The following is a 21,964-nucleotide window of genomic DNA, read 5'->3' as shown; positions in this document are numbered from 1 at the left end:
GTGACGAAGGTGAAATTACATAAAGCTCTTCAGCCAAGTTTTATAAAACGAATGTACTATATGAGGTTTATTGGGAAGTTTACAAAAGCAGAGAGTGAGAAGAGTGGAGAGAATTTCTTTGTACAATGCCTATCGCCAATACCATTCACATTGCAAGAGCAATTGAAAAATGAACCATATGTATTTGAAGGTTTATGTAGCAATAAAAAGAATGAAAAAGTCTTTTCGGAATTAAAGAAAAGAAAACTAGAAAAGCAATTGATTATGTTTCGTCTCTATTATGAAAGAGGACATATATACGTGGAGTTAATTTGTACAGAAGAAGCGCGAGAAATAGCAAACGGTTATAAAATGATTCCAGTACCTAAAGTTTCCGATTATAAAAAGGGAGAGTCTTTAGAAAGAAAACTTAGTAACGGTTATTTGTCATTTCTAATGCCAAAATATCCGAAAGACTTTGAGCCCCCTGAGTTATTGTGGCATGAGGGAAGGTTATATGGAAATATATCTTTAAAGTCATCGTCAATTAGTTCAATCGCATATTTTGAACAGCAGCGGGAATGTAAGTATATAGAACTTAATGACTGGATGAAGTATGTAGAAATAGCGGTAGAAGATCAATTATATTTTGTAAGCAATCATGTGTATGAGCAATTAAAAAAACGAATAACTGAAGAAGGTAAGCTTGTAGAGGTAGAGGAAATAAAAGTGCAAAAGGATGAATGGGAATGGGATGAGCGTGAATCCGTCTTTTTACAGTATGTGAAAAGTTTTATACGTAATAAAGGGCTATATTTGGATGAAACAGATATTTATAACTTTCATATAAGTACAAAAACAAATATGTTGACGATTCTGGGGGGGATACCAGGTGCTGGAAAATCCCGTTTTGTGCAAGCTTATGCAGAAGCACTTGGATTACAATACGGGGAAGAATTGGTTTGGATCCCGATTTCACCATCATATCAAGAACCACATGATTTACTTGGTTACCTTCATCCAAATGGTACTTTTATTGAAAGTGAAACAAAATTAGTTAGGGCGTTAATGAAGGCAAAAGAAAATCAAAATCAGCTGTATATAATCGTTTTTGATGAAATGAATATGTCACATATTGAGCATTGGTTTACTCCATTTCTATCTGTTCTTCAACTTGAAAAACAAAATCGTATTTTAAATTTATATGAAGGTGTGCAAGAAAAAGAAAATTCAATTCCGCCAACAATTGAAATTGGAGAAAATATTATATTTGTTGGTACTGTGAATTTTGATGAAACAACGAAGGAGCTCTCAGATCGATTATTAGATCGGACGAATGTAATAACTTTACGAAAGATTCCGTTTTGTGAGATGTGTATGGAGCAAGAGAAAGTTGTATTACAACCACCTCTGAAAGTAACTGCAGGAGAATTTCGCATAAATTGGGTCAGGAATAAAACGATGATTGAGGTGTTTTCTGAAGAAGAGTTAGAGCTATTAGATAAGTTACATGGTGTATTGTCATCACACGATACGTCAAAGGGAATTTCTTTTCGATGTGCAAATGCAATTGCTACTTATTTGCAAAATATACCGTTCCAAAATAATCATTCTTATATGATTAGTAGAGAGGAAGGATTTGATTTACAAATAAAGCAACGTGTATTGACGAAAATAAGAGGGACTGAAATGATGGTTGGGTCTTTACTTTCAGAGGAAGTAAAAAGGGGGGCAACATTAGTACCTCTTTTGCAATCTCCACTTGCAAACAGAGTATCTACATTTGAACACTCTTTAGCATATATAAGAGAAAAGCGTAGAGAACTGGAGTTGTATGGTTATGCAAAATGATGGGCGATACGAAACAGAAATCGTTGATACGAAAGAAACGCTTCCTTTTGTATTAAAGTTAATTATTGGAACGGAGTCAAAAGGAGAATATATTTTATTAAATCGTCTTTGTACCTCTGCAACAGCATTAGTTCAATGTATTTATAAAGTGCAAGAATTAAAACCAATTAGATTGCAATACCATTATGAAAATCCAATGAATATTACTTTTATATGGAATAAAGTCTATGAGGGACAGAAAAATATAAAAGAGACAAAATATGAAATAAATGAAAAAAAACAAAAGGTATTAATATATGAACATGGAAAAACGGAATTCTTTTATCCATGGCGTTGTGGTTTATATCATTTTGAGGTGAATATAGAAAATCGAACGTATTATGGCGCTTTTCAAGTCGTTCCAAAAAATTTTTTTGATGATCAATTTGAAATGATTCAAAACTATGTGAAGTCAATTTTAAATGAGTTGATTTTAGATAGAGGTTATTATAAAAAGACTTTCTCTGCACTTAGCGATATTGAAGATTCTTCTTATCTAGTGTTACTTAGAAAGTTGCCGCAAAAAATGAAAAAGATAAAGCAAATTTTTAAGAAAATAGAATCGAGTTCAAAATTTATACATGAATATAAATGGGAAGAAAAGGAGCGAAAAGTAACGAGGAAAGGAGCGGTAGTGGCGGAAAGAAAACCGTACGCAAAATATTATAATCGTAAGTTTATCGAACAAAAAAATAGTATAGAAAATGCATTTCTTAAATTTAAAGCGATGCAATTTTATCTTTATTTACTTGAAGCCGAAAGTTTTTTGCGTCAAACAATTGAAATATTAGAAAGAGAAAAAAAGAAGAAATCAGAAGAATTTCAAGCTGTAAAAACGATTATACAAACAATTGAGCGTAATGGATCAGTGACCGATAGAGAGAAACAAAAATATAAAAATATACATTTACTAAAAGAGGCGGATTTACGAAAAAGTTCTATGAAGATACAAGAATATAAAATTTTAGCACATTTCGTACATGATAGTGTACAATACTTTCAAACTTTAATGCATTCTCCATTTTGGAGAGAAGTTTCTGAAACGGGTAGAATGAACGCACATAATTTACCGATACCACATCAACAATTACTACAGCATTTAGATTTACTCCCACAATATACAGATCAATCTCCATCTTTATTATTTGTTTATAAACCAACTTTTTTAGTGTATGAATATTACGCTTTTTTTATCGTTATTTCCATGTTAGAGCAGATTGGTTTTGAAGCTAGAAATTCCATTCGTGAACAAATACAAGAACATTTTTATGTAGATGGATTACAAGATGGAACGACAGTAGTTTTACATCGAGATGATATGAAAGTCCATGTCGCATTTAATGATTTAATTGAAACACATCCTCTTATTGCATTAAGTAAAGGGAGTAATTTTTATAATGGAGAAGATACGAAGAAGCCAGATATTCGCTTAGACTGTTATGTAAAGGGGGAAGAGAAATACGTCTATCAATCTTCTATTATTATTGAAGTGAAGTATAGCCCAATGTACAATATTTTTCAGCACGTTGGGAATACGAAAGCAACTGAGCAAATGTATAAGTACTGGTCTATAAAATTTGTAGAAGAACAGGATGGAAAGCGAGTCTATCATCGAAGGGCCATTTATGAAGTCATTTGTGTATATCCAGGAAGTCATATGCATAGTAAAAAAATTGAGTCTGGTTGTGGTATTTTCTTACAATTATATCCATATAAAACAAAGCAAGGGGAAGAGAAATTAGCTGGAAAATATGGAATGGTACAAATTTTTGAGAAGTGGTTAAAAAGCATGAAGAAGTAAAAGAAATCCTTTTTTATAAAGGATTTCTTTAGATTAAGAAGAATTATATGCAGTAGGGGAGACGGCTTCATACGATATGAATTTGCAAGTAATATAAATATATTGTGAGAAGGATGGTACATGAGGGATAAGAGATGATTATGATGGAATTTAATTCGTTTTGCAGAATATAATAAGTCATAAATATTTTTAGTTGCATACGAAGATTTGTTCTTATATGATAGATAGTGAAAGCGTTATCAAAAACAGAGCGGCGATGGGAAAGGCGGGGAAATATGTTCCAGCGTGTTCAAACAAAGGAAGAACATTTTTGGTTCGAGCAACTATGGGGAGATTTTTGTGAAGAAAGAAACTTAATGTTCGTAGAACGTAATTTAAATCCATCACGATTTTTATTAATAGAAGATGAACATCATATCGGTACAGTAGAATGTATGAAGTATACGGTACCAGAACAATCAAATTCTGAGTTTTTCTATCCGTTTTCTAAAAATGATTTAGTGAAAGATTTGCAAAATGTATATGAAATAGGCAAGTTAAGTATTGCGAAAACGTCTCGTGGGAGAGGACACTTCAAAAGACTAACAGCTATTTTATTTATGCATGCATTAGAAACAAAAGCAGAATGGTATATCGCAGCGGTTACAAAAAGAATGTATATGTATTTATTAACACTCGGTTTCCCAATTGAACCGATAGATAAGCCATTTCAATTTCATGATACTTTACAAGGTGTACCAGTACGAATTCATGCCCGAAAAGGGGCTACGCATTTGTATTCTTTAAAAGAATTTCGAGATGTAATTCAAGGAAATGCCCATGCACAGGCATTAATCGCAGAATACAGTAAGAATATTATGTTAACCAAATAAAACGAAATGAATATGTATAATAAAGAGAATGCGATTTTAAAATGAAATTATTCTTCATGAAAAAGACCCTTATTATTTTAATAAGGGTCTAAAAATTATAATCCAAATATACTAAAAATCATTTTACGGCGCTTCGGTTTCTTTTCACGTTCATATATTGGCTTTGTATCGGGAGTAATATAGATTGGTTCTTCTTTCTTGAGGGTAGCTTCTAGTTTTTGAATTCGCTCTAACATTTCCTCCATTTCACGGCGATGTTGTAAAAGTTGGTACGTAACAACATCATTTGCCTTATCTTGCATTTGTTCTTCCATTCGATCTAGTCTTCTCGTAATTGTGTTTAATTGAGCGGTTAATTGCTCAAAATCATGTGATGATATGTTTTGAACAATTGTATTTACTTGAGTTTTCAATTCTTCAACATCATTTGATGATGTTTTTTGAGTAGGGTGAGTGTTTTGGGACTTCTCTATTTGTGAAAGATGGTATTCTAACATTTGGTCTAAATCATCTTGTGTAAAAATAAAGTGACCATATTTATTTTTTTCTATAGTAAGATTTAATTGTTGTGCAATCCGTACAACAGCCTTTGGGCTAACACCTAATTTTTTTGCGATAAATGGTGTTTTATATTCCAAAATAATCCCTCCTCTATATATCCTGTTGAATGATTTCGATCTATGAAGTAAGTTCCCTTCCAGTGTGACAAAAGAAGTGTGGAATCGGCAAAGAAAGTGTTTTTTCACGAAATGAAGCTAGGAAGAATATATCGTGAATATAAAAGTTTTTATCTTGAAATTTAGAATCATTTGACTGAGGGAAATGAATTAGATTATCATAATGATAAATATCTTTTTTATGTATGCATATAATATATAAAAAGGTGGTTGCTAATGTAGAATTTTGTTAGAGTATTAGAATGCTTACTTCACTTGAATAAAATTAAGTAGGAGGTGGCTTCCTTGCTTACAATGTAAGTAAGGAAAAGTATTTGGACATATATAGTATAAGTATAGTGATTGTTTTAATTGCCTTAACGGCATTTTTCGTTGCAGCAGAATTTGCAATTGTTAAAGTGCGAAGTTCAAGAATTGACTATTTAATTGCAGAAGGAAATAATCGCGCAACATCTGTCAAAACAGTCATTACAAACTTAGACGAATATTTATCTGCTTGTCAGCTAGGAATAACAGTTACAGCACTGGGAATTGGGTGGTTCGGTAAACCTGCGTTAAAGCAAATGTTTGACACATTTTTTGTGAATTTGAACATTTCTACTCAACTAGCAGATATTTTTGCTGTAATTTTAGTGTTTTTGTTTATTACATTTTTGCATGTTGTAATAGGGGAATTGGCTCCAAAAACATTTGCGATTCAAAAAGCTGAACAGGTGAGTTTATTTGTTGCTAAACCGTTAACTTTCTTTTATCGTATGGCGTTTCCATTTATTTGGCTATTAAATGGATCAGCCCGAATAATTACGAAGTTGCTAGGGCTGAAACCACCGAAAGGGCACGATGAAGTTCATTCAGAAGAAGAATTACGGTTATTAGTTTCAGAAAGTTACAAAAATGGAGAGATTAATCAGTCTGAATATAAATATGTAAATAAAATCTTTGAATTTGATGATCGTATAGCAAAAGAGATAATGGTACCCCGAACTGAGATGCATATTATAAGTAAAGAAATGCCTGCTGAAGAAGCGTTGCAAAAAATGTCTCGGGAAAAATATACGAGATATCCAGTTGTTGATGGCGACAAAGATCACGTAATAGGCTTTGTGAATTTTAAAGATATTTTCACAGATTTTGTGCAGCATAATGCGGTTAGTAATAAGAAAGTAGAGCAATATATTAGGCCGATTATTTTAGTTATCGACTCTATCCCAATACACGACTTATTTTTAAAAATGCAAAAAGAAAGAACACATATTGCTATATTGATAGATGAATATGGTGGTACGTCTGGACTTGTTACTGTTGAAGACATTTTAGAAGAAATAGTTGGAGATATTCAAGATGAGTTTGATACAGATGAACAGCCAGAAATTCAACAAGTTAGTGAAACGAAAACAATACTAGAGGGAAAAGTACTTGTTAGTGAAGTAAATACGTTATTAGGTTTAACGATTGATGATAATGGTGTTGACACAATAGGTGGATGGATTTTAACGAAGAATATAGAAATTGCCGAAGAGGATTTCATTGAAATCGAAAATTATAAGTTTTGCGTAAAAGAATTAGATGGACACTATATAAAGAGACTAGAAGTTACAAAAACTGTAGAATCAATTGTTATTTTAGAAGATGAAAAACAAATTTCATTACAAGAACAAATTAGTTCGTAGACTCTGCTAGATGGCAGAGTTTTTTTTGAGCATAATGTTTTTGGCAGAATAAGGGCTATGTTACAATGAAATAAGTCAGACCTTTCACTAGGTGAAGTATTGTTGTATACATATATTTGAAAGGGGAAGAATTATGAAAAAGCATTTATATATAAATGGAGATTGGAAGTCTGTAAACACGTATAAACCATTATACGCACCATACTCTGAAGAAACATTAGCGGAAATTGCGCAAGGAACGGAAGAAGATGTAAAAGAGGCTGTTACTGCCGCAAAAAATGCAATGAAAGAAATGAATACATTATCTGCATATGATCGAGCGACTATTTTAGAGAAAGTCGCACAAAAAATGGATGAAAGAAGAGAAGAATTTGCAGAAATTATTGCAAAAGAGGCTGCAAAACCAATACGTGCTGCAAGGGGGGAAGTAGATCGTACCGTTCAGACATACAAATTTGCAGCTGAAGAAGCGAAGCGTATATACGGTGAGACACTGCCACTTGATGCGGCACCTGGTGCAGATGGGCGTATTGCATACACAATACGAAAACCGATTGGGGTTATAGGAGCTATTACACCATTTAATTTTCCATTAAATTTAGTGGCACATAAAGTGGGCCCCGCAATTGCTGCTGGAAATACAGTTGTATTAAAACCAGCTGATCAAACGCCTCTATCATCTTATGCATTAGTTGAACTATTTGAAGAAGCAGGATTGCCAAAAGGGGCTTTAAATATTGTTTCTGGTCCTGGTTCAACTGTAGGCGAAGCAATAGTTACAAATGATGATGTTGCTTCCATTACTTTTACGGGAAGTCCGAAAGTTGGACTTGGAATTAAGGCAAAGGCTGGGTTAAAGCGAGTTACGTTAGAACTAGGATCGAATGCCGCTGTTATTATTGATGAAGATGTTGAATTAACAGATGAATTAATTGAACGAGTAAAATGGGGAGCATTTGTTAATAATGGACAAGTTTGTATTTCGGTACAACGCGTTTTTGTACATGAAGAGAGACTGGATGAATTTTTATCTAAGTTACAGAAAGCGATGGAAACAGTTGTTGTTGGTGATCCGTTGCTTGAGGAAACGGATGTATCAGCTTTAATTTCGAAAAAAGATGTCGAGCGTATCGATAACTGGGTGCAAGAAGCAGTTAAAGAAGGAGCGAACGTTTTATATGGTGGTAACAAACGTGATGAAAGGATTTTTGAACCAACTGTATTAACGAATGTTCCAGAGCATGTATCTGTACAGTGCCAAGAAGTGTTCGGTCCACTTATGACAGTAAATACATTTAAAGAATTTGATGAGGCTATAGAGCAAGTAAATCATTCACGTTACGGTCTGCAGGCAGGTGTATTTACAAATAATTTGTTTAAAGCTATGCGTGCAATTGATGAGCTTGAAGTTGGTGGTGTCATGATAAATGATATTCCAACGTTCAGAGTAGACCATATGCCTTACGGGGGTGTGAAAGAAAGTGGTACGGGGCGTGAAGGAATTAAATATGCAATCGAAGAAATGACAGAAATGAAATTAGTGTGTATTAAAAAATAAAGGAACTAGAACTTAAACATCGAAAAAAAACGAGTAGGAAATGTTTACGATTCCATACTCGTTTTTTTGTTTATTTGACGTTTCTTAGAATGATTTCATTTAATCAAGTGTACCTTTTACTTCATTTCTTGTTTGAAAATAGCATCTTCTACATAAATTTGTTCTTTGTCGACAGCAGTGCTATGAGATAATACTAAACCGATTGGTGTTTCTGTACCTTTATTTTGAACAATTGTAAAAGGAACATTTTTTTCGTTCGCTAATTTAATGTATTTTGATAAATGTGGGTAAGCAATGCCACCATTTAGGAATATTTGTAATGATTGAGAAGAGCGCATGCTACTAGCTACTTCAGAATATACATTACTTTGCATTACTTGACCGATAGTTAAAGCGATTTCTACACGCTCACGTAATGTAGTTAAATACATATTACGTTCTTCTGGTTTGTTTTGCTTTTGGCCGTAAATGCCTTCTTGGAGATAATCTTCCACATTTTTATTTACCATATTTTTCACACCTTTCCTTTTCTATTGTACGAAAGAATGAAGCAGGATGCAAAAAAAGTCGCATCGAATATAAAAAATTTGAATGAAAGGAAGGAAAATGGAATGTAACAATCTAAACAATTAATAAAGTTATAAAAATTTTATCAACACATATTAACAAAATGTGACAATAATCTATTAACGAATCATGTTTTTTGTGTTAATATTCAAAATATAAAGGGTGTTCGTCGCATGGAAATGGAGGAATGGAGGTTTTTCCAATCGATAAGGATATTAAAGAAGTATTTTGTTCGCACTTGAAAAACAACAGGCACCAATTCGTTGAGAACTGGAAAAACAAAATGATAATTTCCGATAAAGATCCATTTAGACTAGAAGCAGTTCAAAATGGAGAGGATTTATTAGAGTTTATTATTGAACTTACTATGGAAGAAAAAGATATAAATTATCTTCAGCCATTATGCGAGAAAATTGCTATTGAACGTGCAGGAGCAGATGCGAATATAGGTGATTTTGTTTATAATGCAAATGTAGGAAGAAATGAGCTTTTCGAAGCGATGTGTGAATTAGATGTTAGTGCACGTGAATTGAAACCAATTATGGCCCAAATACATACTTGTTTTGACAAATTAATTTATTACACTGTTTTAAAATACTCGGAAATTATATCAAGAAATTTAGAGGAAAAACAGCAATATATTAACGAAACACATAAAGAAAGGCTGACGATTTTAGGGCAAATGTCAGCTAGTTTTGTACATGAATTTCGTAATCCACTTACTTCCATTATGGGGTTTGTCAAATTATTAAAGGCAGACCATCCTAGTTTATCGTATTTAGATATTATTTCTCATGAATTAGACCAATTAAATTTTCGCATTTCGCAATTTTTACTCGTATCGAAAAAAGAAATGTGGACTGAATCTGAACGGTTTTGGCTAAATGATTTGTTTCAAGACATTATACAGTTCTTATATCCAAGTTTGGTCAATGCAAATGTTTCTATTGAAAAGAATTTGCCATATCCAATTCCGCTTACTGGTTATCGGAGTGAAGTGAGACAAGTATTTTTAAATATATTAATGAACTCAATTGACGCTCTTGAATCAATGAAAGAAGAACGAAAAATTATCATTGATGTATTTGAAGAAGATCAATCGATTCGGATTGTAATAAAAAATAACGGGCCAATGATTCCAGCTGAAAATGTAGAAACGATTTTTGAACCATTTGTAACTACTAAAAAGTTAGGAACTGGTATTGGGTTATTTGTATGTAAACAAATTGTAGAAAAGCATAACGGGTCCATCATGTGTCGTTCAGATAATGATTGGACAGAATTTCAAATTGCATTTCAAAAATAAACAGTCTACACCAAATGAATGGTGTAGACTGTTTTAATTCGTAAGTATAACGGCTTCTAATTTAGGATCTTTCGTTGAATAACCTAAAATTGAAATTGTATAAATAATGTTCGGTTCGACTTTAAAATCCGGTATAGTTAGTAAGACACTTTGATGATCTGCGAGTGAAACTTCTATATCCGCTGTACCAGGGCTAACTTCTAAAAAATCTGTTATTTGTTTAAAGAGTACATTTTCAAATAAATGATCGCCAGCTTTTAAACTTACATTTACAACAGGGGTATCAGGAGAAAAGTGTGCAAAGCGTATTTTTGCCTGGCCTGCTGGTAAATGAGTATTATCAAGCATAGGTTGTAATTGTAGATGATTATCACTATTTATTGCGGCAAAAGTATAAGTGTGATTTCCCATTATTGGTACTAAAGCTGAAAAGATGGGCGTTTCATTTCCAACAGGAACGATATCTATTCGGTACTTACCTTGTACTAATGTTAAATAAGGACTAAATTGTTTAAATGAAATATTTTTAATTACCTTTTGCCCGTTTACTAAAATGTCAACGGCAGGTGTATTTGAAGCAGAGTGAAAAAATCTTATGTGCGATGGTAAAGCAGCTTCTTGTGAATTTCTTTTTTCGTATGCCTGTACAAGATTCGTAAGCGCATCATAATATTTCATATATAGTTCTACATATTTTTTTGGATTATGAAATTGATAGTAACGAGCGAGCTGTTCGTAACGTGCAGCTTCTTGTCCATATTTTTCGATTTCAGATTGAGACATGAACATTCCTCCTTTGTCATCATTAAAACTATATGCTTAGCAAGAATGAGGTTATGCGAAAAAATTTTTTTTAAAGGGGAAAGGTTGAAAATTAATAATAAGTATTTTTTAAGGATAAGATAAGTTTAGGTGAACGAGAGTTATAATTTTCTAGAGGATACAAAAATATATCATCCATATTGGCAGAGGAAGTGTGTATTTCGAAATGAAAAATTTGAGAGCATAACACGTGACATGTCGAAACCATGTCCTGAAACCCTTAGGAAACTAGGGATTTTTTTAATTATGGGCAAATACACATACAAAGTAATAATTGTCCTACATAAATTATAAAGGAAAGGTAGTTTGAAATTAAGGAAAGGAATGAAACCTTGGGATGGGGATATCCCGCAAGGAATTGTAAATGGAGTTATGGACGGTTTTGTGCTTTATACTGTAGGATGAATTGTGATTTTGTAATACTATTGTTTCTATTTATGTTAGCAAGTGACGGTATTAACTGATAAAAGAGCGTCGTGCCGAACTGATTAATGTGGTTAATCGGTTCTTTTTTTATTGTATAAAACGGATGGAGTTGTATGTGAAATATTGATTTCTTTAAAATAATTGCTATGCATTTAGTAGGATTAATTGTCGAGTTTTGTTTAAAAATATGCAATATAAAGTAGGAGAACAGGAAGGAGTTTAAAGGGAGTTTCGTCGAAGTTTACACAATGTCGGCATTTGAGGGAAGCTGACATTATGTTAGAAAAACATTTAGTGAAGCGTTAACTTTATATAAGGGAGGGTTATTTGAGCGTATAGATAAGGGTTGGTCTTTAAAACAAGTTCTGAATTTTCTGTTTTTAAAATTGGTATTTAGCACTCATTTGTATATTTTATAATAGTTTTTTGATAAATTCACTGCTTTCGCAGAGGGTTCTTTTTTATGAAAGAAACGTCAATTTTCTTCATATATATATACAAATTGGAGAAATGGGGGAGCGCTATGCGCGATTACTTAATTAAACCACTTGTTGGTCAGCCGTATCCAATGATTTCACATGGAAAAGGTGTCTATTTGTATGATCAAAACGGAAATAAATATTTTGATGGCTCGTCAGGAGCAATTACGGCAGGTATTGGGCATGGCGTAAAGGAGATTGCGGACGTTATCAAAAAGCAAGCAGAGGAGATTGCTTTCGTTTATAGATCACAGTTTACGAGTGAACCAGCTGAAAAATTAGCGAAGAAATTAAGCGATTTAAGTGTAGGAGATTTGAACTGGAGCTTTTTTGTGAATAGTGGTACGGAAGCAAATGAAACAGCTATGAAAATTGCAATTCAACATTTTCAAGAGCGAGGTATTCAAGGGAAACATAAAATTTTGTCACGATGGATGAGTTATCACGGTATTACGATGGGAGCCTTATCAATGTCTGGGCATCCACTGCGTAGACAACGTTTCGTGTCAATTTTAGAAGATTATCCAACTATTCCAGCTCCATATTGTTTTAGATGTCCGGTACAAAAGGTATATCCAACTTGTCAGCTTGCTTGTGCGACTGAACTAGAAAGATCAATTGAAAGGATTGGGGCAGAACATATTGCGGCTTTTATTGCTGAACCGATTATTGGAGCAGCTGGAGGTGCAGTCGTTCCGCCGAAAGAATATTATAAAGTTATTAAAGACATTTGTAGTCATTACGATATTTTATTTATTGCTGATGAAGTAATGACTGGGCTTGGGCGTACTGGTGCATGGTTTGCGATGGAGCATTGGGGTGTAGAACCGGATATTATGACCCTTGGTAAAGGTTTAGGAGCTGGATACACACCGATGGCAGCGACGGTTGTAAGTGACCGTGTTATGGAGCCAATTTTACGAGGATCGCGTTCTGTTATGAGTGGACATACGTTAAGTGCAAATCCATTATCTGCAGCAACAGCTCTAGCTGTTATTGAATATATGGAGAAACATAATCTACCTGAAAAAACAGCGGAAAAGGGAGAGTATTTAATAAAAGGATTACAGAAAGTTCAGCAACAATCGACAATCATTGCTGATGTGCGTGGAAAAGGATTGCTGATTGGAGTAGAATTGCAACCGTTTACAAAAGCGTCGGAACTTATTTCGGTTGCAGCTAAAAATGGTCTTCTTTTATACCAAGCTGTTTCAGGGCAAGCAGGAAAAGAAGATAGCGCACTGCTTGTAGCACCGCCAATGACAACTACATATTCCGAGTTAGATGAATTACTTTCAATTTTTGCAAAAAGTGTTGAAGAAATGATGCAAAAAGGAGGGCATAGTATCGCATGACAACTATTACGAATACATTCAGTAAATTAAAAGAGATAGAGGAGGTAATTTCTTTATTCCACGATGATATGACATTAATGTTTGGGGGATTTGGGGGGATTGGCTCCCCTCCATCTTTAATACAGGCCATTTTAGAAAAAGGAGTTACAAATTTAAATTTAATTGGAAATGATACAGGATTTCCTGATGTAGGAATCGGTCGTCTCGTTACGAATGAAAGAGTAAAATCATTAATTACTTCTCATATTGGATCAAATCCAAATGCAGGAAGACAGCTAAACGAAGGAAGGTTACAAATTGAGTTTTCTCCTCAAGGAACATTAGCAGAGCGTATTCGCGCTGGTGGTGTAGGACTTGGTGGCGTATTAGTTGATGTAGGTGTTGATACGATTGTAGAAGAGGGAAAACGTACTGTTGAAATGAATGGTAAAACATATTTAGTTGAAACAGCATTAACTGCTGAGGTTGCGATTGTATATGCGAAAAAGGCAGATTCGTTCGGCAACCTTGTGTTTGATAAGAGCGCTCGTAACATGAACCCTCACGTTGCTATGGCCGGGGATATAACGATTGTAGAAGCAGAAGAAATCGTTCCACTGGGAAGTTTAGATCCAGAAGAAATTGTTGTCCCAGGAGTATTTGTAAATTATATCGTACCGTCGGAAGGAGTGAATTGGAAATGGGTATGGGCGTAGAAGTGAGAGATAAGATTGCTAGACGTGCAGCGAAAGAAATACAAAATGGTATGATTGTAAATTTAGGAATTGGTATACCATCGCTTGTACCGAATCATTTGCCTGACGATATAAACGTTATGTTTCATGCAGAAAATGGAATTGTAGGTATGGGACCTACACCAAGCAAAGGAAATGAAGACGAAAATTTATGTAACGCAGCAGGTTTGCCAACTTCTCTTATTACAGGAGCAAGTTATTTTGATAGTTGCACAGCGTTTGGGATGATTCGAAAAGGTTTACTAGATATAACGATTCTTGGTTCATTACAAGTAAGCGAGAATGGTGATTTAGCAAACTGGATTGTTCCAGGAAAACGTGTTCCAGGTATTGGAGGAGCAATGGATTTAGCTCAAAAAGCGAAGCGGGTCGTTGTTGTGATGAATCATGTCGATAAATACGGAAATGCAAAAATTGTTTCGGAGTGTACATTACCATTAACTTCAAAAAAATGCGTAGATTTAATTATTACGGATATGGCAGTAATGGAAGTAACGCAGGATGGACTTATTTTACAAGAATTGATGAGCCCATACACAGTGGAAGATATAAAACAACATACAGAAGCGGATTTTAAAATTGGCTCTAACTTACTAGTAATTGAATGAGGGGAGATATAATATATGGAGCAATTAAAAAAACAAGTTTGTGATTATATTGAGAGTCATGAAGAAGAAAGCGTAAAATTTTTAAAACGATTAATTCAAGAAAAGAGCGTATCTGGTGATGAAAGTGGTGCGCAGGCAATTGTGATTGAAAAATTACGTGAGCTAGGTTTAGATCTTGATATATGGGAGCCATCATTTTCTAAAATGAAAGATCATCCTTATTTTGTATCACCGCGTACAAGTTTTTCAGATAGCCCGAACATTGTGGCAACCCTTAAAGGAAGCGGCGACGGGAAATCTATGATATTAAATGGGCATATTGATGTCGTACCAGAAGGAGATGTGAATCAGTGGGACTATCATCCTTATAGTGGTGAGAAAATAGGAAATCGTATATATGGTCGTGGAACGACAGATATGAAGGGCGGCAATGTCGCATTAATACTTGCGATGGAAGCAATTATTGAATCTCGTATTGAATTAAAAGGAGATATTTATTTTCAAAGTGTAATAGAAGAAGAAAGCGGCGGAGCAGGAACATTAGCAACTATATTACGAGGATATAAAGCAGATGGTGTTATTATTCCGGAGCCAACAAATATGAAGTTTTTCCCGAAACAACAAGGATCCATGTGGTTTCGTCTACATGTGAAAGGGAAAGCAGCACACGGTGGGACGCGTTATGAAGGAGTAAGTGCAATTGAAAAAAGTATGTTTGTTATAGATCATTTGAGAAAGTTGGAAGAGAAGAGAAATGACCGAATTACAGATCCATTATTTAAAGGAATCCCGATCCCAATTCCAATTAATATTGGGAAAATTGAAGGCGGTAGCTGGCCAAGTTCTGTTCCTGATTCGTTAATTTTAGAAGGAAGATGCGGTATTGCGCCGAATGAGACTATAGAGGCAGCAAAAGAAGAGTTCGAGAATTGGATCGCTGAATTAAATGATGTGGACAATTGGTTTGTTGAAAATCCTGTAGAAGTGGAATGGTTTGGAGCAAGATGGGTTCCAGGTGAACTAGAAGAAAATCATGAGTTAATTACAACGCTTGAACATAACTTTGTTGAAATCGAAGGGAACAAACCGATTATTGAAGCATCACCGTGGGGGACTGATGGAGGTTTATTTACACAAATCGCAGGTGTACCAACGATAGTATTTGGCCCAGGAGAAACGAAAGTAGCGCATTATCCAAACGAATATATAGAAGTTGATAAAATGATAGCTGCCGCGAAAATTATTGCATGTACATTACTAGATTGGTGTGAGGTGAAAAAATGAAATACTATGAATCTTTTAGAGAACAGACAAATGGCTATACAGTAGAAGGCGTGTTGGACTATTTTAATAAACGTATTCGAGTAGACCACTACACAGGAAATATTGAGAGAATCATCCAAACAATTGACGAATTAGCAGAGAAACATTCTTTCACTAAATGTATTGTTAAAGGAAAGGGAGAGCATGTTTCAACATGGCTCTCTTTCGGTTTTTTATTAGAAGCAACAATACCACATTATTTTCAAGGTCACGATGCATACTTCTTCGTGAAATTTAATAATGATGAAAGACGAAATAGTATTCATTGGGCTGAGGAAGATACCATTTTAAGCGGTGTAAAAGCAAAAGAAGTAAAGGAAAAAATAGTTCCGGAAAAATTCCTATTAAGAAAAGCGACAGAAGAGGACGCAGAAGAATTAGCAGCTGTCTTTGGAGAAGTGTTTGAAGTGTATCCAACTCCTTTAAACGAAGCGAGTTATGTAAAACAAACGATGAAAGAAGACGATACAATTTACTATGTGTATGAATTCGAGGGGAAAATAATTAGTACAGCGTCTGCAGAAATGAATATAAAAGAAGGAAATGCAGAATTAACGAATTGTGCGACCTTACCCGAATATCGTAAACATGGGTTTATGAAAAGTTTATTAATTAAGTTAGAAGAAGAACTTCAAGAAAAATCGATTTTCTGTTCTTATACAATTGCTCGATCGCTTTCTTTCGGAATGAATGCAGCCTTTCATCAGTTAGGCTATACGTATACAGGAAGATTGGCGAACAATTGCTACATTTTTGATAAGCTAGAAGATATGAATATATGGGTAAAAGATTTGTCTAAATAGTACGTTATAAAAATAGAACGGAATCGTCATGCTTATAATCGCACATAGGTATGCCGGAAATTCGGCATAGTATTTGCTGGATTTTCGGCAAGAGGGGGGATGACATTGCTAGCAGTTTCGACACAAGAAGTCATTGAGGCGATTTTGGGCAGTATTGATGAGGCTATACACGCAGTAGATGAAAATGGTATTACAATTTTCTATAATACTGTAGCTGCAAAACACGATGGATCAAAAATTGAAAAAGTGTTAGGTAAACATTTGTTAGAAGCGTTTCCTTCTTTATCTAGGGAAACAAGTACGTTGATGAAAGTATTAGATACAAAAAAGCCAATCGTTCATCAAGTGCAGCATTATCAAAACTTAAATGGGGAAGACATTTGTACAGTAAATACGACGTTACCTATTTTCATAGATGGAAATATTGCTGGAGCTGTTGAAATTGCAAAAGATTATTCCACAGTACAAAAACTTACCGATACAATAGTCGATTTGCAGTCGAAAATAAAGCGGTCATCTAGAAAAAAAGCGGTCAAAAAGGATGTTGCATTTGAGACGATCGTGACGAATGATGCTCGGTTTAAACAGACGAAAGAATTAGCACAAAAAGTAGCCCCAACTGATGCGAATGTTTTAATATATGGGGAAACAGGAACAGGGAAAGAATTATTTGTACAAGCGATTCATGAAGCCTCTAAGCGGAAGAACAAGCCGTTTATTGCACAAAACTGTGCAGCTTTGCCAGAGTCTCTATTAGAAAGTTTATTGTTTGGAACGACGAAAGGTAGTTATACGGGGGCAATTGAACGAGCGGGATTATTTGAACTTGTAGATGGAGGGACATTGTTTTTAGATGAACTGAATTCAATGCCACTCGATTTACAAGCGAAAATGCTACGTGTATTAGAAGATGGTGTTATTCGTCGTATTGGTGATAATAAGACGAGAAAAGTAGATGTTCGCGTTATTACCGCAATGAATCAGCCACCAGAAATATGTTTAAAAGAGAATAAAATTCGCACTGATTTATACTATCGATTAAATGTCTTTTCATTATATATTCCGCCGCTCCGTGAAAGAACGGAGGATGTATTATTGTTAGCGTCTTATTTTTTGAAAGAATATAATAAAAGTTATAAAAAAGGTGTACTTCAAATGGATAAGGAAGCGAAAGAAAGACTACAAGCTTACCAATGGCCTGGAAATGTTCGAGAGTTAAAACATACGATTGAACATGCTGTCATTATTGCAGAAGGGAATACATTAACAGCCAATTGTTTACCGGGTACATTTCGGAAAGAGAGTTTTCCAAAGAAGAAGGGCATATTGCCTCTTAGAGAAGCACTTCATCAAACGGAAAAAAAATTAATAGATCAAGCGTTAATTGAAACAGAAGGGAATATATTACAGGCTGCAAAAATGTTAGGTATCCCTCGTCAGACGCTTCAATATAAACTGAGTAAGTACGACAAAACCGCCGAATAATTGGCGGTTTTTGTGTGTTTGCACCAATAAAAGAGCGTTTACATATATAAAAAGTAATGAATATGATAGTATGTATGGATTTCATACAGTGCTTAAAAATATTTTTTTCGCTTATATAATAGGGTTATCCGTACGTTTACTTATCAATAAAGTAAAGTTGGCATAACTATTGCTTATATAAAGGATGAGCGTATAAAAAGGGGGAATAGCAATGTTACATGATGTATACAAACCAAATCGTCACTGGAAGGATATCGAATTATGGAAAGATGTTACTGAAGAGCAATGGAATGATTGGGTTTGGCAATTAACGAATACGATCAAAACGTTAGATGACTTAAAGAAAGTGATTAACTTAACACCTGATGAAGAAGAGGGCGTTAAAATTTCAACGAAAACGATCCCGTTAAATATTACACCGTACTATGCTTGGTTAATGAATCCTGATGACCCACGCTGTCCGATTCGGATGCAATCTGTACCGATCTCGGAAGAGTTATATAAAACAAAATATGATTTAGAAGATCCGCTTCATGAAGATGAAGATTCACCAGTTCCAGGGTTAACACATCGTTATCCTGACCGCGTACTATTCTTAGTAACGAATCAATGTTCTATGTATTGTCGTTACTGTACACGCCGTCGTTTTAGTGGACAAATTGGAATGGGTGTGCCGAAGAAACAATTAGATGATGCAATTGCTTACATTCGTGAAACACCACAAGTACGAGATGTATTAATCTCTGGTGGTGATGGTCTTCTTATTAACGATAAAATTTTAGAATATGTATTAAAAAATTTACGAGAGATTCCGCATGTTGAGATTATTCGTATCGGAACGAGAGCGCCGGTAGTATTCCCGCAGCGTATTACAGAAAACTTATGTAACATTATTAAAAAATATCATCCAGTATGGTTAAATACACATTTCAATACATCTATTGAAATTACTGAAGAATCGAAAAAAGCATGTGAAATGTTAGCGAATGCTGGTGTTCCAGTCGGAAACCAAGCAGTAATTTTAGCTGGTATTAATGACAGTGTTCCAATTATGAAAAAACTAATGCATGACTTAGTAAAAATCCGTGTACGTCCATATTATATTTATCAATGTGACTTATCTGAAGGTATTGGTCATTTCCGTGCACCAGTTTCTAAAGGTCTTGAAATTATTGAAGGTTTACGCGGACATACGTCTGGTTATGCAGTACCAACATTCGTTGTTGATGCACCAGGAGGAGGCGGTAAAATTGCGCTTCAACCAAACTATTTAATCTCGCAAAGTGCAGATAAAGTTGTACTTCGTAACTTTGAAGGTGTTATTACAACGTATCCAGAGCCAGAAAGCTACATTCCAGGAAGAGCAGAAGGGTACTTTAAAGAAATTTATCCAAACTACGAAGAAAAACGTTCAGATGTTGGTATCGCAGGCCTTATGAGTGATAAGAAATTTAATCTTGTTCCAGACGATTTACAGCGTATGAACCGTCGTAAAGACTATGAGGATAATGAAACGCATGCAACATTAAAAGATAAACGTGATAAGCGCGACCAATTGAAAGATAAAAAATATCAAGCACAAATGGCTAAATTAGAAGAAAACGACAAAAAAACTGAGGGTGATGCAGTATGAATTGTATGTGGTGTGACAGTACAGAAGCAAAAGAAAGCTTAAATACTGTATATTGGGAATTGCCAGATGGTACGAAAGCCATTGAAATCCAAGAGACACCATGCATTTCTTGTTCCTCATGTGGTATGGACTATCAATCAGATCAAACAGTGAAAGAAATAGAAGATCAATTGTTTCTAATTTATACGAAAGACTTACCAAAACAACTAACATATGAAGAATTAATGGGAAGACCACGTCTATTAAAAAGAAATTATTTCGACTTTTAACCAGCTTTTATGCTGGTTTTTTTCTTTTTTGCCTTGTATAATGTACCCAAGCTAGAAAGGTAGGGAATATTTTTGAAAAAGACATTTTACCACTATATGATGAAGCATCGTGCAGCTTTATTTAGTAATGAAATATCGAATTTAGCAGAGGCAATGTATGATGATTTAAGTTTTCCGAAGCAATCTGAAGATTACGATGAAATTAGTTCATACTTAGAGCTAAGTGGAATGCTAGAAAGTATGTCTATATTTGATGAAGCGTGGGATTTATACATACAAGATAGATAAAAACTATATGAACTTTTTTCGACATGAAGCTAGTCTATTTGCTAGCTTTTTTTACGTTGTAAATAAATTTTCATATGGTGATATTTTTTATTGAAAAAATTTATGAATATACGCTTCTGTGATAAGCGTTTTTATGTAGGTTGCATATACTGTTATCAAAATCACGACGTCAAAAAAAGGAGAGATATAGATGGCAAGGAAAAAGCAACCTAAATATAACGTAGGGGACATAGTCGTGATTACGCTATATGGAACCGTTGGTAAAATCACAAATATGAAGGTTTTAGATGGAGTTTACGTATACGAAGTCAATAATCACGATGGATTTTACGTAGAGCAAACATTGCAGCACGTTACAGAGCAAGATATGAAAAAAGGTGAAACTGAGTGGATTGAATTAAACTATAATTTCACATTTGGTGATCTCGTGCAAGTAACAGGATATGATAAAGATGTTTTCCGTATTGTTGGTTTTCGTACAGAAGTATGGAGATATAAAAATGATGCATGGGAAGATACAATATATGAACTGTCACGAATTACGGATGGTGAATGGTTAGAAGCGGATGAGTCAGATTTAACGTTACTTGCCAATGCTCAAACGGCAAATGCAATTTTGAAGAAAATGAAACAAGATAAAGCAGGTATGAATAAATTAGATTTAGGAAAATTAAAGTCAATTAACAACTCAAAAAAAGTGAGTGTTAAGACAAATCGTCAAGAAATCATTGATGGATTACTTGATATTTATAACGATTACCAATTGTTATTTGATACATTTAAAGATGAAGAATACAAAATTGTTATGGATGTTGTTCATAATTATTTAGTTAAATTGACAGAGAAAAAATAGTTAACTAGAAAGAGAGAATGAATTGAACAACAACATATGCAGTATAAGGTATGCCTACAATTATTAAAAAAATAAAAAGCCATTTAATAAGAGAGTCTGCCCATTGATCTTCATGCATGAACTCTTCTTTTGTTTGTCCTACTTCTTGCTTTACCTCGTATTGATATTCCATAATTATATCCCCCTTTTTGATAGCTTGTACTACCATCGTATGCACCTTGTCCAAAGGATATGACCTATAAAAAAGAAAAACTATTTTTCTAATCTCATATACATATTTTTGAGATTTTTTCATAAAACAGAAATAAAGGAGTGATGCTCATGAAGGAAATTGAAGTCGTAATTGATACGGAAGAGATTGCGGAGTTTTTTTATGAGCAACTAATTGAAAGAGGATACGTCCCAAAACGAGAAGAAATTGAAGATCTCGCAGATATTACATTCGAGTATTTATTAGAGAAATGTATGATTGATGAAGTGTTTGATGAAGAGGATGAGTGAAAGTAACGACGGGCTTAACTCGTCGTTTTTTACTCTTTACAAACTTGTCACAAATGTAGCCAGCA

Annotated in this window: 21 protein-coding genes; 17 read left to right on the top strand and 4 right to left on the bottom strand. The window is 34.3% G+C overall.

Annotated elements, in window-relative coordinates:
- Window positions 1–9: 9 nt before the first annotated feature.
- From BAQ46_RS18050 to BAQ46_RS18040, 3 genes are all read left to right on the top strand, one after another.
- Window positions 10–1,830, top strand: a complete 1,821-nt coding sequence (locus BAQ46_RS18050) for an AAA family ATPase (RefSeq protein ID WP_000766181.1) — start codon at window positions 10–12, stop codon at window positions 1,828–1,830.
- Window positions 1,820–3,670, top strand: coding sequence for a hypothetical protein (locus tag BAQ46_RS18045; RefSeq protein ID WP_071742355.1), 1,851 nt, complete (start codon window positions 1,820–1,822; stop codon window positions 3,668–3,670). Before BAQ46_RS18050 ends, BAQ46_RS18045 begins: the two co-directional genes overlap by 11 nt.
- Window positions 3,671–3,945: 275 nt before the next feature.
- Complete coding sequence (locus BAQ46_RS18040; protein WP_000487805.1) at window positions 3,946–4,542, top strand: hypothetical protein; 597 nt, start codon at window positions 3,946–3,948, stop codon at window positions 4,540–4,542.
- 95 nt (window positions 4,543–4,637) lie between these two features.
- Here BAQ46_RS18040 and racA read toward each other — a convergent pair whose 3' ends face one another.
- A complete protein-coding gene (gene racA / locus BAQ46_RS18035) occupies window positions 4,638–5,180 on the bottom strand; it encodes a chromosome-anchoring protein RacA (protein WP_000456007.1) in 543 nt (180 codons plus the stop codon).
- Between the two features lie 353 nt (window positions 5,181–5,533).
- Here racA and BAQ46_RS18030 point away from each other — a divergent pair, with 353 nt between their 5' ends.
- Window positions 5,534–6,889: a hemolysin family protein gene (locus BAQ46_RS18030; RefSeq protein ID WP_002163665.1), complete on the top strand. Its 1,356-nt coding sequence runs from the start codon at window positions 5,534–5,536 to the stop codon at window positions 6,887–6,889.
- Between the two features lie 133 nt (window positions 6,890–7,022).
- Window positions 7,023–8,447 (top strand): aldehyde dehydrogenase family protein, encoded by a 1,425-nt coding sequence (locus BAQ46_RS18025; RefSeq protein WP_000716452.1) that lies wholly within the window; start codon window positions 7,023–7,025, stop codon window positions 8,445–8,447.
- Window positions 8,448–8,563: 116 nt separating this feature from the next.
- Here the strand turns inward: BAQ46_RS18025 and BAQ46_RS18020 are convergent, their stop codons facing one another.
- Window positions 8,564–8,956, bottom strand: a complete 393-nt coding sequence (locus BAQ46_RS18020) for a YueI family protein (protein WP_000247572.1) — start codon at window positions 8,954–8,956, stop codon at window positions 8,564–8,566.
- A 245-nt stretch (window positions 8,957–9,201) separates the two neighbouring features.
- Here BAQ46_RS18020 and BAQ46_RS18015 point away from each other — a divergent pair, with 245 nt between their 5' ends.
- Window positions 9,202–10,320 (top strand): BA2291 family sporulation histidine kinase, encoded by a 1,119-nt coding sequence (locus BAQ46_RS18015; protein ID WP_000451748.1) that lies wholly within the window; start codon window positions 9,202–9,204, stop codon window positions 10,318–10,320.
- A 33-nt stretch (window positions 10,321–10,353) separates the two neighbouring features.
- Here BAQ46_RS18015 and BAQ46_RS18010 read toward each other — a convergent pair whose 3' ends face one another.
- A complete protein-coding gene (locus BAQ46_RS18010) occupies window positions 10,354–11,103 on the bottom strand; it encodes a DUF4397 domain-containing protein (RefSeq protein WP_000083263.1) in 750 nt (249 codons plus the stop codon).
- Window positions 11,104–12,091: 988 nt separating this feature from the next.
- Between BAQ46_RS18010 and BAQ46_RS18005 the strand changes: the two genes are divergently transcribed.
- The 10 genes from BAQ46_RS18005 to BAQ46_RS17960 all read left to right on the top strand — a co-directional run bounded on the left by BAQ46_RS18005 (window position 12,092) and on the right by BAQ46_RS17960 (window position 21,398).
- The gene (locus tag BAQ46_RS18005) at window positions 12,092–13,402 is read left to right on the top strand and encodes an aspartate aminotransferase family protein (RefSeq protein ID WP_001205894.1); all 1,311 of its coding nucleotides are present in this window, start codon (window positions 12,092–12,094) and stop codon (window positions 13,400–13,402) included.
- On the top strand, window positions 13,399–14,097 hold the full coding sequence (gene atoD / locus BAQ46_RS18000) for an acetate CoA-transferase subunit alpha (RefSeq protein WP_071742353.1): 699 nt from the start codon (window positions 13,399–13,401) through the stop codon (window positions 14,095–14,097). The genes BAQ46_RS18005 and atoD overlap by 4 nt, the downstream gene beginning before the upstream one ends.
- Entirely contained in the window at window positions 14,082–14,744 is a 663-nt protein-coding gene (locus tag BAQ46_RS17995) for a CoA transferase subunit B (RefSeq protein ID WP_000525280.1), read from the top strand. Before atoD ends, BAQ46_RS17995 begins: the two co-directional genes overlap by 16 nt.
- A gap of 15 nt (window positions 14,745–14,759) precedes the next feature.
- The gene (locus BAQ46_RS17990; RefSeq protein ID WP_061130882.1) at window positions 14,760–16,028 is read left to right on the top strand and encodes a peptidase; all 1,269 of its coding nucleotides are present in this window, start codon (window positions 14,760–14,762) and stop codon (window positions 16,026–16,028) included.
- Window positions 16,025–16,870 (top strand): putative beta-lysine N-acetyltransferase, encoded by an 846-nt coding sequence (ablB, locus tag BAQ46_RS17985; protein ID WP_000878613.1) that lies wholly within the window; start codon window positions 16,025–16,027, stop codon window positions 16,868–16,870. Before BAQ46_RS17990 ends, ablB begins: the two co-directional genes overlap by 4 nt.
- A 99-nt stretch (window positions 16,871–16,969) precedes the next feature.
- The gene (gene rocR / locus BAQ46_RS17980; protein WP_084638343.1) at window positions 16,970–18,355 is read left to right on the top strand and encodes an arginine utilization transcriptional regulator RocR; all 1,386 of its coding nucleotides are present in this window, start codon (window positions 16,970–16,972) and stop codon (window positions 18,353–18,355) included.
- A gap of 211 nt (window positions 18,356–18,566) precedes the next feature.
- The gene (kamA, locus tag BAQ46_RS17975; protein ID WP_000902136.1) at window positions 18,567–19,988 is read left to right on the top strand and encodes a lysine 2,3-aminomutase; all 1,422 of its coding nucleotides are present in this window, start codon (window positions 18,567–18,569) and stop codon (window positions 19,986–19,988) included.
- Complete coding sequence (locus tag BAQ46_RS17970) at window positions 19,985–20,257, top strand: YokU family protein (RefSeq protein WP_000995764.1); 273 nt, start codon at window positions 19,985–19,987, stop codon at window positions 20,255–20,257. Before kamA ends, BAQ46_RS17970 begins: the two co-directional genes overlap by 4 nt.
- Window positions 20,258–20,329: 72 nt before the next feature.
- Entirely contained in the window at window positions 20,330–20,545 is a 216-nt protein-coding gene (locus BAQ46_RS17965; RefSeq protein WP_000750724.1) for a YozE family protein, read from the top strand.
- Between the two features lie 190 nt (window positions 20,546–20,735).
- Window positions 20,736–21,398 (top strand): hypothetical protein, encoded by a 663-nt coding sequence (locus BAQ46_RS17960; RefSeq protein ID WP_000101501.1) that lies wholly within the window; start codon window positions 20,736–20,738, stop codon window positions 21,396–21,398.
- A 4-nt stretch (window positions 21,399–21,402) separates the two neighbouring features.
- Here BAQ46_RS17960 and BAQ46_RS30125 read toward each other — a convergent pair whose 3' ends face one another.
- Window positions 21,403–21,570, bottom strand: a complete 168-nt coding sequence (locus tag BAQ46_RS30125; RefSeq protein WP_000456537.1) for a DUF3930 family protein — start codon at window positions 21,568–21,570, stop codon at window positions 21,403–21,405.
- A 149-nt stretch (window positions 21,571–21,719) separates the two neighbouring features.
- Here BAQ46_RS30125 and BAQ46_RS17950 point away from each other — a divergent pair, with 149 nt between their 5' ends.
- On the top strand, window positions 21,720–21,899 hold the full coding sequence (locus BAQ46_RS17950; RefSeq protein ID WP_000658451.1) for a YozD family protein: 180 nt from the start codon (window positions 21,720–21,722) through the stop codon (window positions 21,897–21,899).
- Window positions 21,900–21,964: the final 65 nt, after the last annotated feature.

This window comes from Bacillus paranthracis, from assembly GCF_001883995.1.
In the GTDB taxonomy this organism is placed as follows: domain Bacteria; phylum Bacillota; class Bacilli; order Bacillales; family Bacillaceae_G; genus Bacillus_A; species Bacillus_A paranthracis.
Note: the sequence above shows the minus strand (reverse complement) of the source record. Positions and strands in the feature narration are given on the sequence as shown.